The organism is Microbacterium sp. A8/3-1, from assembly GCF_040267695.1.
GTDB lineage: Bacteria > Actinomycetota > Actinomycetes > Actinomycetales > Microbacteriaceae > Microbacterium > Microbacterium luteolum.
In genome coordinates this window covers 1,480,658-1,492,504 of sequence record NZ_CP158357.1, presented here as the reverse complement: position 1 = coordinate 1,492,504, position 11,847 = coordinate 1,480,658, and the positions used below count along the sequence as shown (strand labels likewise).

Annotated in this window: 9 protein-coding genes; 5 read left to right on the top strand and 4 right to left on the bottom strand. The window is 69.4% G+C overall.

Going from position 1 to position 11,847, the window contains the following annotated elements; genetic code table 11:
* The first annotated feature begins 148 nt into the window (after positions 1 to 148).
* Both ABS642_RS07455 and ABS642_RS07450 read left to right on the top strand, forming a co-directional pair.
* Positions 149 to 1,597, top strand: a complete 1,449-nt coding sequence (locus ABS642_RS07455; RefSeq protein ID WP_350352812.1) for a glyceraldehyde-3-phosphate dehydrogenase — start codon at positions 149 to 151, stop codon at positions 1,595 to 1,597.
* A 47-nt stretch (positions 1,598 to 1,644) separates the two neighbouring features.
* Entirely contained in the window at positions 1,645 to 2,691 is a 1,047-nt protein-coding gene (locus ABS642_RS07450; protein WP_350352811.1) for a winged helix DNA-binding domain-containing protein, read from the top strand.
* Between the two features lie 7 nt (positions 2,692 to 2,698).
* Here the strand turns inward: ABS642_RS07450 and ABS642_RS07445 are convergent, their stop codons facing one another.
* Positions 2,699 to 4,141 (bottom strand): helix-turn-helix domain-containing protein, encoded by a 1,443-nt coding sequence (locus tag ABS642_RS07445; RefSeq protein WP_350352810.1) that lies wholly within the window; start codon positions 4,139 to 4,141, stop codon positions 2,699 to 2,701.
* A 109-nt stretch (positions 4,142 to 4,250) separates the two neighbouring features.
* Here ABS642_RS07445 and ABS642_RS07440 point away from each other — a divergent pair, with 109 nt between their 5' ends.
* A complete protein-coding gene (locus tag ABS642_RS07440) occupies positions 4,251 to 6,113 on the top strand; it encodes a phosphoenolpyruvate carboxykinase (GTP) (protein WP_350352809.1) in 1,863 nt (620 codons plus the stop codon).
* 204 nt (positions 6,114 to 6,317) lie between these two features.
* On the opposite strand, the gene ABS642_RS07435 is transcribed toward ABS642_RS07440, so the two are convergent.
* The gene (locus tag ABS642_RS07435) at positions 6,318 to 8,258 is read right to left on the bottom strand and encodes an ABC transporter ATP-binding protein (protein WP_350352808.1); all 1,941 of its coding nucleotides are present in this window, start codon (positions 8,256 to 8,258) and stop codon (positions 6,318 to 6,320) included.
* An 81-nt stretch (positions 8,259 to 8,339) separates the two neighbouring features.
* The gene (locus ABS642_RS07430) at positions 8,340 to 8,546 is read right to left on the bottom strand and encodes an AsnC family protein (RefSeq protein ID WP_282214054.1); all 207 of its coding nucleotides are present in this window, start codon (positions 8,544 to 8,546) and stop codon (positions 8,340 to 8,342) included.
* 108 nt (positions 8,547 to 8,654) lie between these two features.
* On the opposite strand from ABS642_RS07430, the gene ABS642_RS07425 reads away from it, so the two are divergent.
* Entirely contained in the window at positions 8,655 to 9,686 is a 1,032-nt protein-coding gene (locus ABS642_RS07425; protein ID WP_350352807.1) for a S66 peptidase family protein, read from the top strand.
* Positions 9,687 to 9,715: 29 nt separating this feature from the next.
* Entirely contained in the window at positions 9,716 to 10,360 is a 645-nt protein-coding gene (locus ABS642_RS07420; protein ID WP_350352806.1) for an HAD-IA family hydrolase, read from the top strand.
* Here ABS642_RS07420 and ABS642_RS07415 read toward each other — a convergent pair.
* On the bottom strand, positions 10,357 to 11,817 hold the full coding sequence (locus ABS642_RS07415; protein ID WP_350352805.1) for an MFS transporter: 1,461 nt from the start codon (positions 11,815 to 11,817) through the stop codon (positions 10,357 to 10,359). The two genes, ABS642_RS07420 and ABS642_RS07415, sit on opposite strands and share 4 nt — an antisense overlap.
* Between the last annotated feature and the right edge of the window lie 30 nt (positions 11,818 to 11,847).

Sequence of the window (11,847 nt, the reverse complement as noted above, 5' to 3'; positions counted from 1 at the left end):
TAGACACAAAAGGGCCTCTCCGGGGACGGCCGATGACCCTCGATTCGGATGCCGCCGCCGACCACGCGTACGCTGGTGGCATCCCCCGAATCACCCGGCAACCTCGCGCGCCGGCGATCTCGGCGCGCTCACACATGCAAGGACGCAGATGAACGATTCCGTCGCACCCCACGACGACTGGACGGCGAGAGAAGAGCTGGCCGAGCGGATGATCCCGCTGATCGGCGCACTCAGGCGCGAACACGACGTGGTGACGTCGCTGCACGGCCACCGCCTGCTCGGACTCTCCGCCACGGGACTCGTCGAGGTGCACGAGCGCGTCGCCCAGCTCGGTCACGAGCAGCTGCGTCTCGAAGACAGCCTCGCCGTCCTGCAGGCCATCCATGAGCTGGCTCCCGGCGCCTCGTCCCTCGACGTCGCGCGACTGGTCTCCGGGCATGCCGAGAGCGGTCAGCCCCTCGAGACCTACGTCGCGGAAGCGCTCGCACCCGCCGTCGGCGCGGTGGCCGCAGCGCCCACCGACGTGGTGCTCTACGGCTTCGGACGGATCGGGCGTCTGCTCGCCCGCATCCTCATCGCCCACACCGGCGGCGGCAACGGCCTGCGCCTGCGTGCGATCGTCGTTCGGCGCGGGTCCGAGAACGATCTGATCAAGCGTGCGTCCCTGCTGCTGCGCGACTCGGTGCACGGGCGCTTCGCGGGCTCGGTGACGGTCGACGAGGAGGCCGAGCAGATCATCGCCAACGGCACGCGCATCCAGGTGATCTACTCCGATGCTCCGGCATCCGTCGACTACACGGCCTACGGCATCCACGACGCGATCGTCGTCGACAACACGGGGCGCTGGCGCGATGAGGCCGGGCTCTCGCAGCACCTCGAGGCGAAGGGCGTCGCCCGCGTGCTGCTCACGGCGCCCGGCAAGGGGCCGCTCAAGAACATCGTGCACGGCATCAACGACCATACGATCGATGCCGACGACCGCATCGTGTCGGCCGCGTCGTGCACGACGAACGCGATCACGCCGGTCCTGGCGGCGATCGACGAGGCCTACGGCGTCGTGCGCGGCCACGTCGAGACCGTGCACTCGTTCACGAACGACCAGAACCTGATCGACAACTTCCACAAGGGCGACCGGCGGGGCCGCTCGGCGGTGCTGAACATGGTCATCACCGAGACCGGAGCGGCGAAGGCCGTGGCCAAGGCCCTTCCGCAGCTGGAGGGCAGGCTCACCGGCAGCTCGATCCGGGTGCCCACCCCCGACGTCTCGCTCGCGGTGCTCCACCTCACGACAGAGCGTCCGGTGTCGAAGGAGCAGGTCAACGACTACCTGCGCCGCGTCTCGCTGCATTCGAAGCTGCGGCAGCAGATCGACTACGTCGAGTCGCCCGAGGTCGTGTCGACCGACTTCGTCGGCTCGCACCGCGCCGGCATCGTCGACGGACTGGCGACGGTCGCCGAGGAGAACACCCTGATCCTCTACGTCTGGTACGACAACGAGTTCGGCTACTCGTGCCAGGTGATCCGCGTCCTCGAGGTGATGGCGGGCTCGCACCCCGTCGTGCTTCCGGCGCGTCGAGAGGTGACACTGCACTCCTGATCCCACCGCAGGTGCGCGACGTCGGCGGCGCCCGGCATGATGGGCTCATGAAGACCGCGACCCTGCTGGCCGAGCGTCTCCGATCGCACCGGCTCACCGCGCCGGCGAAGACGGTGGCGGATGCCGCGCACCATATGCTCGCCGTGCAGAGCCAGGACTTCACCGCCGGGCGCTGGGCGCTCGCCCTGCGCACGCGGGGCGAGCTGCGGATGCGCGACGTGGACCGGGCATTCGATGCCGGCGACATCGTGCGGGCGTGGCCGATGCGGGGCACCCTCCACACGCTGCCGGCACGCGACCTCGGCTGGGTGCTCTCGGTGACGGCGGCGCGACAGCGGCAGCAGGCGGCGGGGCGGCACCGGGATCTCGGGATCGACGACGACATGGTCGCCCTCGCCGTGCGCACGCTCACTCCGGCGCTGCACGACGGCGGACGCACCCGCGCCGAGGTCTTCGAGATCCTCGAGGGCGTCGGCATCGACCCCACCGGCCAGCGGGGCCTCCACCTGCTGTTCGTGCTGACGATCGACGGGCTCATCTGCCAGGGGCCGGTCGTCCCTCGCGACGGCGTGACCCGTGAGCAGCGCTTCGTGCTCGTCGACGACCACATCCGCGAGCACGCGCACCCCGACGATCCGCTCGCCGAGCTGTTCGTCCGGTACATCACGGGCCACGGGCCTGCGGGTGTCGCCGACTTCGCCTGGTGGTCCGGCCTCACGCTCGGCCAGTCCCGGGAGGCGGCGGAGCGTGCCGCGGGACGCGTGGAGGAGGTCGCCGACGGCCTGTTCGTGGCGCCCGAGCGTCCGCGTCGCGCCGCGGGGGCGGCATCCGTCATCGCGCTTGGCGCCTTCGACGAGTACTACCTCTCCTACGCCGACCGCACGACCGTCTGCGCGCCGGAGCACCTGGCGACAGTCGGGCCGGGGAAGAACGGGATGGTGCGTGCCACGCTCGTCGAGCAGGGCCGCGTGATCGGATGCTGGATGCACGCGACCGCCAGCAGAGGAGTGCCGCCGGAGTACTTCACGGCACCAGTCGATGCCGACGCCGCGATGGCCGCACTCGCCCGCTTCGAGCGCTTCACGGAGAGCTGAGCCCCGGTCACTCGCTGGCGTGCCGACCCAGGAAGTTGTAGACCTCGTTGTCGTCCACGCCGGGGAACGCACCGCGGGGGAGCGGCGAGAACATGTGCGTGTGCACGCGCGCGCTCGGCCACGCCTTCCCGCTCCAGCGCTCGGCCAGGTCGTTCGACGGCCGGCGGCAGCAGGCCTCGTCCGGGCACGTCGACACGGCCCGGTCCACGCTCTCCCGGCCTCGCCACCAGCGCGCATCGTCGAAGGGCACGCCGACCGTGATGGAGAACTCGCCGTCGCTCGATGAGCCCGTCTGCGTCGAGCACCAGAACGTGCCGGACGGGGTGTCGGTGTACTGGTGGTGCTCGGTCGTGCGGTTCTGCTGGGTGAAAGCGGCCCGCGCCTGGAACTTCCGGCACACGCGCTGTCCTTCGACCGCACCCGTGACATCCATCGGCAGCGGCAGGTCGTCGTTCTCGTAGACACGCGTGATCGCACCGGTCGCATCCACGCGCAGGAAGTGCAGCGGCATCCCGAGGTGCTGCGTGACGAGGTTGGTCATGCGCATCCCGGCAGCCTCGTGCGTCACGCCGAAGGCGTCGCGGAAGTCCTCGACCGCGAGGTTGCGGTCCTTCTTCGCCTGCTGGAGGAACGCGACCGACGCGGTCTCGGGCATCAGGCAGCACGCCGCGAAGTAGTTGATCTCGAGGCGCTGCTGCAGGAAGTCCGCGTAGTCGGTCGGCGGAGTGTGCCCGAGCAGCCGGTGCGCCATGGCCTGCAGCGCCATCGAGCGCAGACCGTGTCCGCCGGGGATCGACGCGGGCGGAAGGTAGATGCGCCCGTTCTCGAGATCGGTGACCGAACGCGTGGAATGGGGGAGGTCGTTCACGTAGATCAGCTCGAAGCCGAGCTTCTCGGCCATGATGCTCACGGTGCGGTGCGTCAGCGCGCCCTGGACGTGCCCGGCGGATTTCAGCTGCTTCTCGGCGAGCTTCTCGATGTCGGGCAGGTAGTTGTTCTGCGCGCGCATCCGCAGTCGCAGCTCGGTGTTGCCGCGGCGTGCTTCCTCGGGGGTGGCGATGGCCTCGCGCTCGCGACGCTGCAGCTCGCGGTGCAGACCGAGGATCGACTCGATCGTCTCGTCGCTCGTGCCCTTCGTGACGCGGATCGGCGCGACGCCGAGCTGCCGGAACACGGGGCTCTCCTGCGCGCGTTCGAGCTCGATCTCGAGCGCCGCGCGCCGGTTCGGCGGCTCGCCGGAGATGAGGTCGGTCACCTGGGTGCTGGTCGCCTGGGCGATCGCCTGGAGCAGCGACAGCTTCGGCTCGCGCTTGCCGTTCTCGATGAGGCTCAGTTGGGAGCCGGCGACGCCGACGAGCGCACCGAGTTCGTCGAGCGTGAACCCGTTCTCCAGTCGGTGATGACGGATGCGGTGACCGAGGGTCGTGAGATGGATGCCGGAGGACGCCATTCCTTGAGTCTAGCGAAAGAATTCGGATTCTTATCGCCCGTTTCGTCCGAAAATACCTCCCGAGTCGGAAGAAGATGGATGCAACGCCCCACACTTCGAAGGAGCAGTCATGGCCATGGCCGAAGTCATCACCCCTCGCACGTCACCCGTCGCCGCAGAGCGCACGTTCGGTGCGGCACCGACGTATGACACTCCCGCGATGGCCGAGCTGGTGGCCTGGGTCGAGGAGATCCGCGCCCTCACCCAGCCCGACTACGTGCACTGGGTCGACGGCTCGCGGGCCGAGAACGACTGGCTCCTGCGTGGTCTCGTCACCGAGGGCAAGCTCATCAAGCTCAACCCCGAATGGCGTCCCGGCTCCTACCTCGCCCGGTCGCACCCGAGCGACGTCGCCCGCACCGAGGGACGCACGTACATCGCCTCGGAGCGCGAAGAGGATGCCGGCCCCACGAACAACTGGGCCGCCCCCGCCGACATGCACGCCAAGATGAACGAGATCTTCGAGGGCTCGATGCGCGGGCGCACGATGTACGTCGTTCCGTTCTCGATGGGCCCGGTCGGCGGACCGCTCTCCCACATCGGCGTACAGGTCACCGACAGCGCCTACGCGGTGGCCTCCATCGGCATCATGACCCGCGTCGGCGAAGCCGTCACGAGTCGGATCGCTGACGGCGCGCCCTGGGTGAAGACCGTGCACAGCGTCGGCGCACCGCTCGCCCCCGGTGAGCAGGACGTCGAGTGGCCGTGCAACGACGAGAAGTACATCGTGCACTTCCCCGAGACGCTCGAGGTCTACTCCTTCGGTTCCGGCTACGGCGGCAACGCGATCCTCGCGAAGAAGTGCTTCGCGCTGCGCATCGCCTCGGTGATCGCCCGTGACGAGGGCTGGCTCGCCGAGCACATGCTGCTCATCCGCGTGATCGACCCGCAGGGCAAGGCGTACCACGTCGCCGCGGCGTTCCCCTCCGCGTGCGGCAAGACGAACCTCGCGATGCTGCGTCCGACGATCCCCGGCTGGAAGGTCGAGACCCTCGGCGACGACATCGCCTGGATCCGTCCCGGCGAGGACGGCCGCATGTGGGCGATCAACCCCGAGGCCGGCTTCTTCGGCGTCGCTCCCGGCACCGGCGAGTCGACCAACGTCACCGCGGTCGAGACGCTGTGGGGCAACACGATCTTCACGAACGTCGCGCTCCGCCCGGACGGCGACGTGTGGTGGGAGGGGTTGACCGAGCAGGCGCCCGCGAACCTGATCGACTGGGAGGGCAACGACTGGACGCCCGACTCCGATCGTCCGGCGGCGCACCCTAACTCGCGCTTCACGGTGTCTGCGGCGCAGTGCCCGCAGATCTCCGAGGACTGGGAGCAGGCCGTGCCGCTCGACGTCATCCTCTTCGGCGGACGCCGCGCCAGCAACGTCCCGCTCGTCGTCGAGGCGACCGACTGGACCCACGGCGTCTTCCTCGGCTCGAACATCTCGTCCGAGCGCACGGCCGCTGCCGAGGGCAAGGTCGGAGAGCTTCGTCGTGACCCGTTCGCGATGCTGCCGTTCTGCGGGTACAACATGGCGGACTACTTCGGTCACTGGCTGAAGGTCGGTCGTGGCCTGCGCTTCGACCGTGCACCGCGCATCTTCCAGGTGAACTGGTTCCGTCGCGGCGACGACGGCCGGTTCCTGTGGCCCGGCTTCGGCGACAACTCGCGTGTCGTCGACTGGATCATCCGCCGCATCGCGGGTGACGTGCCCGCGGTCGACAGCCCGATCGGTCGCCTGCCTCGCCCGGAGGACCTCAACCTCGACGGTCTCGACATCCCCGCCGCCGACCTCGACGAGCTGTTCTCCGTCGACGCCGAGGCCTGGAAGACCGAGGCCGACCTCACCGAGGCGTTCTACGACACCTTCGGCGACAAGGTCCCCGCGGCCCTGCGCGCCGAGCTCGCCTCGCTGCGCTACCGCCTCGCGAAGGCGTAGCCCCAGACCGGTGCCGACTCGGGGGAGTCGGCACCTCCCCTTCCGGCCTCCGCGGCCGGTCGAACCCGCGAAGGCGGGACGTCAGAGACGAACCCATGGCTGAGTGTGTCTCCGGTGTCCCGCCTTCGCGTCTGTCTGCATCCCGGTCGTTGAGCGAGCTTGCGAGACGAAACGCCCCGGGGCTCGTCGAAGGGCGCGAAGGGCTCAGGCCAGCAGCTGGTGGCGCGCGAGGTCGCGGTACAGCGGGGTGGACTCCACGAGCTCGGCATGCGTTCCCTGCCCGACGACGACGCCGTCCTGCAGCACGACGATCAGGTCGCTGTCGACGACGGTCGAGAGGCGATGCGCGATCACGACGAGCGTGCGATCCGTCGACACGGCGTCGATGGCCTCCCGCATCCGCTGCTCGTTGACGCCGTCGAGTGACGAGGTCGACTCGTCGAGGAGCAGGATCGGCGCGTTCGTCAGCAGCGCACGCGCGATCGCGAGGCGCTGGCGCTCGCCGCCGGAGAGCATCACGCCGTCCTCACCCACGGGGGCCTCGAGTCCGAGCGGATTGCGCTCGAGCACGTCGCCGAGGTTGACCGCACGCAGCACGCGCTCGCAGTCGGCGTCTGAGGCGTCGGGGGCTGCGAGGCGCAGGTTCTCCGCCAGCGTTCCGGCGAGGGTGGGAGCATCCTGCTCGACGTAGCCGAACTGCGCGCGGAGCTCGTCACGCGGGTACGTGCGGGCGTCGTGGCCGTGCAGCCGGATCGAGCCGCCGGTCGGGTCGTAGAAGCGCTCGACCAGCGACAGGATCGTGCTCTTGCCGGCGCCGCTCGGTCCGACGAGGGCAACGCGTGCGCCGCGCGGCACGATGAAGGACACGCCCCGTAGGACCTCGTGGTCCGGTGTCGCGGCCGGCTCGGCATCCGCCTGTTCGAGGTGGGCGTCGGCGAGCAGGTTCCGCGCCTCCCTCGCTGCCGCCTGCCGGGCGGCGACGACGTTGGCGGGGTAGTGGAAGCGCACGTCCCGGAAATCGATCGCCGGCTCGGCATCGCCGACGGGCTGAGGGGTGGGTCCCTGACTCTCCCTGGGCCCCTGAGCTTCCCTGGGTCCCTGAGCTTGTCGAAGGGACGCCGCGATCTTCTCGTCGTCCTGGGTCTCGGTCGGCAGATCGAGCACTTCCTGGATGCGTCCGAGCGCTCCGAGCGCCTGGTTGACCGAGGTGATCGCACCGAACGTCGTGGCGAGCGGCATGACCAGCAGGAACAGGAACATGATGAACGCGATCAGCGAGGCGATCGAGATCACGCCGGCCGCGACGCGGAAGCCGCCCACGCCCAGCACGACCAGGAGCGACAGCTGCAGGGCGATGCCGGAGACGGGGACGACGAGCGAGGAGATCTTCGCGATGCGCACCCCGATGCCGTACGCGTCGGAGGCGAGCTCCGACACGGCGGCGGTCTCGCGCTCGGTCGCACCCGACGCGCGCACCGTGCGGATCGAGCCGATCGCCCGCTCGACGCCGGAGGCGAGCTCTCCCACCTTCTCCTGCTGCGCGGTGGAGGCGGTGCGGATGCGTCCGCTGAGCAGTACGACCGTCACGACCGAGAGGCCGATCACGATGACGATGAGCAGCAGCAGGACCGGGTCGATCACGAGCATCGCGATGAGCGCGCCGAGGAAGAGGACCGCGCTGCCCACGGCATCCGCCAGCCCCTGTGTGAGCACGGCGTAGAGGAGGGTGGTGTCGGTGCCGACGCGCGAGACGAGGTCGCCGGTGCGGCGGGCGTCGAACTCCGAGACCGGCAGATGCAGGATGCGCGCGATGAGCTTGCGTCGGCTGGAGTACACGACGGCGGTGCCGGTGCGCTGCAGCAGGTAGTGCTGGAAGCCGGAGATGATCGACGACACGATCACGAAGCCGACGAGGAGCCAGACCAGGACCCCCAGCGTGCCGCCGGATTGCACGGCCTCGATCACCTGCCCGACGAGCAGTGGCTGCACGAGCGAGGTCGCGGCGCCGACGACGCTGAGCACGGCGACGACGATCAGCGTGCGCTTGTGCTCGAACAGGAACGGGAGGAGCTGGCGGAACGTGGCGCGGGGGCCTTCGGGCTGCGCGCCGCGTCCGCGGCGGCGTGGTGTCGCCGTGCGGGACATGCGGGACCTCGATCTGAGAAGGGTACTTAGAACGTACTTCGTGCGCGCGGGGATTCTGTGGATGGGCTGTGTGCCCGGACCTCAGTGCCGCCCGTACTTCCGGTGCGCGGCCTGCTTGCTCACGCCCAGCGCGCTCGCGATCGCCTGCCAGGAGTAGCCGGCGTTCCGCGCTCGGCGCACCTGGGTCTCCTCGGCGCGGGCGACCTCCTGGCGGATGCCGGCGAGCCGGTGCAGCTCGGCCAGCGGCTCGCCTTCCGGGTCGGTCGCCTGGGCGGTGGATGCGCTCATGTCCGCGCTCCTCTCTCTTCGTCTGCTTCTTCGCCTGTCTGTCAACTTATATTGACGTCGTCTCGCCGTCAATCCATGTTGACCTTTCGAGTCCGGCAGACTGGACGGATGCTGGCCGCACCCAAGCTCGTCCCCGGCGACCGCGTCGCCATCCTCTCGCCCGCGTTCGCTGCGCCCGCCGTCGCGCCGGCGCTGCATGAGCAGGCGCTGCGCCGACTCGAGGAGCTCACCGGTCTGATCCCGGTCGAGTACCCGACGACACGCCTCCTGGATTCCCCGCCGGAGGCCCGCGCAGCGGATGTGAACGCGGCCTTCGCCGATCCCGGCATCCGTGCCATCCTCGCCACGATCGGCGGCGACGACCAGATCCTCGTGGTGCCGCATCTCGACCCCGCGCTTCCTGTTGCCGATCCCAAGCCGTTCGTCGGCTACAGCGACAACACGAACATCCTCAACTGGCTGTGGGGCCTCGGCGTCCGCGGGTACTACGGAGGCTCCACCGCGGTGCATCTCGGCCCCGGACCGGGCGTGGATGACATCCACCTGCGGTCGCTGCGTGCGCTGCTGCTCGACGGCGGTCCCCTCGCCATCACCGAGCCGGGGGAGTCGGAGGACGTCGGGCGGCGCTGGGACGATCCGCGCGCTCTCACCGAGTTCGGCGACCGTATCCCGACCAAGGAGTGGACGTGGGCCGGTCCTGCGAAGCGCGTGGAGGGGCGCACCTGGGGCGGTTGCCTCGAGGTGGTCGACGGACTCGCGCTCGCCGATCGCCTGCCCGCGGCTGAAGAGCTGACCGGAGCGATCCTGCTGCTGGAGACGAGCGAGGAGCGCCCTTCCGCCGGGTGGGTCGCCCGGTGGCTGCGAGGACTGGGGGAGCGGGGCATCCTGAGCGCGGTGTCAGGTGTGGTCGTCGCGCGCCCGCCGGTCAGCGATTTCGAGTTCCACCCTTCGGCCGAGGAGGCGGCTTCCCTCCGCGCGGCGCAGCGGGATGCCGTGCTCGATCAGGTCGCCCGCTACAACCCGGATGCCGTCGTCTGCATCGGCGTCCCGTTCGGCCACACCCGCCCGCAGTGGATCCTGCCCTACGGCGGCACGATGGTCATGGACGGCGCGGCTCGCACCATCGTGGCTGAGTACTGACTCCCGGCGCCCCGTTCTAGGGTGTCCGGATGGCTGACGTGAGATGGATCCTGTTCGACATCGGCGGCGTGCTCGAGGTCGTCGACGACGACACCTGGCAGGAGCAGTGGTGGCAGCGCTGGTCCGATCGTGCCGGCATCTCGCGCGCCGAGGTCGATGCCCGTGTCGAGGCCGCGGATCTGCCCCGGATCGATGTGACGACCGGTCACGCCGAGGACTTCTGGTCGGGACTCGGGTCTGCTCTCGAACTCGATCCCGACCAGCTCGGAGCCACGCGCGCGGACTTCTGGGACGCGTACTGCGGCACCGGCAACACCGAGCTGATCGAGTACGCGCGCTCCCTCCGTGGTCGGGCGCGCACCGCCATCCTGTCGAACTCCGCCGACGGCGCGCGCGAGGAGGAGGAGCGCCGGTTCGGTTTCTCCGAGATCTTCGACCCCATCTGCTACAGCCATGAGCAAGGGGTGAACAAGCCCGACCCGCAGGCGTATCTGCTCGCTCTGGAACGCCTCGGCGCCGCCCCGGAAGACGTGTTCTTCATCGACGACCACGCCGAGGCCATCGCGGGTGCGGCGGCCGTCGGCATCCGTGGCATCCTGCACCGCCACAACGCCGAGACGATCACCGCGATCGAGACGTTCCTCGCCGGCGGTGTCCCCGTCGCCGCGGGCTAGCGCGTGGCGGGCGCCGCGACCCCGAGGTCTTGCTCGAAATCGCGGTCCTTCGTCTCCGGCGAGAGGATCAACGCCACGAACGTCAGCACGCCCATCGCCGACAGGTACAGGCCGACGAGCCACGGAGCCCCGCCGCCGAGCTCCCAGAGCCAGACCGCGATCAGCGGAGCCACGGCGGCACCCAGGATGGACGACACGTTGTACGAGATGGCCGAGCCGGTGTAGCGCACGTTCGTCGGGAACAGCTCGGGCAGCAGGGCGCCCATCGGCCCGAAGGTCGCGCCCATCAGCATGAACCCGATCACGAGGAACGCCTGCACGAGAGTCGTGGTCAGGCGCGGATCGGCGGTCGGCAGCAGGAACAGGTTGAAGCTCAGGCCGAACACGATGATGAGCCCGGTCACCACCAGCAGGACCTTCCGGCGGCCGAACTTGTCGGCGAAGGGACCGGAGAGCAGCGTGAAGATGCCGAAGAACACGACGCCGACGATCTGCATCAGCACGAAGTCGGTGTAGCCGAAGCCGAGTCCGGGATAGAACTGGGCGGCGAACGCCGACGCGTCGAAGTCCTTCCCTGCGGCCTCGGCGGCAGCCTGGGCCGCGGCGGATGCCGTCTCGAGCGAGGCCGCCTTGGTGCCGTAGGCGAGCGTGAAGTTCGTCATCAGGTAGAAGAGCACGTAGGTCGCCAGCATGATGAAGGTGCCGAGGATCAGGTGCCACCAGTGGTGGCGGAAGACGGTCGCCAGCGGGAGCTTGCGGACGGCACCCTTCTTCTCCGCGTTCTTGAAGGTGTCCGATTCGACGAGTCGCAGGCGCACCCACAGGCCGATGATGACCATGACGGCGGAGAACAGGAACGGGATGCGCCAGCCCCACGACAGGAACGCCTCGGACTTCAGCGCCGGGTTCTCGGAGTGCGGCAGCAGCCAGTTGATGCCGAGGAACAGGAAGTTCGCGATGATGAAGCCGAGCGGCGCGCCCAGCTGCGGGAAGGTGCCGTACCAGGCGCGCTTGCCCTTCGGAGCGTTCTCGGTCGCGACCAGTGCGGCGCCCGACCACTCGCCGCCGAGCGCGAAGCCCTGCGCGAGGCGCAGGACCAGGAGCAGGAGTGCCGCCCACCAGTTGATCTGCTGATAGGTCGGCAACACGCCGATCAGGAACGTGGCGATGCCCATCGTGAGCAGGGAGGCGACGAGCGTCGCCTTGCGCCCGAACTTGTCGCCGAAGTGCCCGAACACGACGGCGCCGATCGGGCGGGCGACCATCGCGGCGCCGAACACGCCGAACGAGGCGAGCAGCGAGGTCGTGTCGTTGCCGGTCGGGAAGAAGAGCACGGGGAACACGAGCACGGCCGCTGTCGCGTACGCATAGAAGTCGTAGAACTCGATCGTGGTGCCGACGAGGCTGGCCGTGATGACGCGGGAGCGCGGATTCGCGGGCGCGGGTGCAGTGCTCAAGGTGCTTCTCCGTTCAGTGCCTGGATGCCA

Excerpts from the sequence above, each read along its gene's own strand:
- ABS642_RS07430 (WP_282214054.1), bottom strand. The coding sequence starts at position 8,546 with ATGAGCGCATCCACCGCCCAGGCGACCGACCCGGAAGGCGAGCCGCTG.
- ABS642_RS07450 (WP_350352811.1), top strand. The coding sequence starts at position 1,645 with ATGAAGACCGCGACCCTGCTGGCCGAGCGTCTCCGATCGCACCGGCTC.
- ABS642_RS07425 (WP_350352807.1), top strand. The coding sequence starts at position 8,655 with ATGCTGGCCGCACCCAAGCTCGTCCCCGGCGACCGCGTCGCCATCCTC.
- ABS642_RS07440 (WP_350352809.1), top strand. The coding sequence starts at position 4,251 with ATGGCCATGGCCGAAGTCATCACCCCTCGCACGTCACCCGTCGCCGCA.
- ABS642_RS07435 (WP_350352808.1), bottom strand. The coding sequence starts at position 8,258 with ATGTCCCGCACGGCGACACCACGCCGCCGCGGACGCGGCGCGCAGCCC.
- ABS642_RS07445 (WP_350352810.1), bottom strand. The coding sequence starts at position 4,141 with ATGGCGTCCTCCGGCATCCATCTCACGACCCTCGGTCACCGCATCCGT.
- ABS642_RS07455 (WP_350352812.1), top strand. The coding sequence starts at position 149 with ATGAACGATTCCGTCGCACCCCACGACGACTGGACGGCGAGAGAAGAG.
- ABS642_RS07420 (WP_350352806.1), top strand. The coding sequence starts at position 9,716 with ATGGCTGACGTGAGATGGATCCTGTTCGACATCGGCGGCGTGCTCGAG.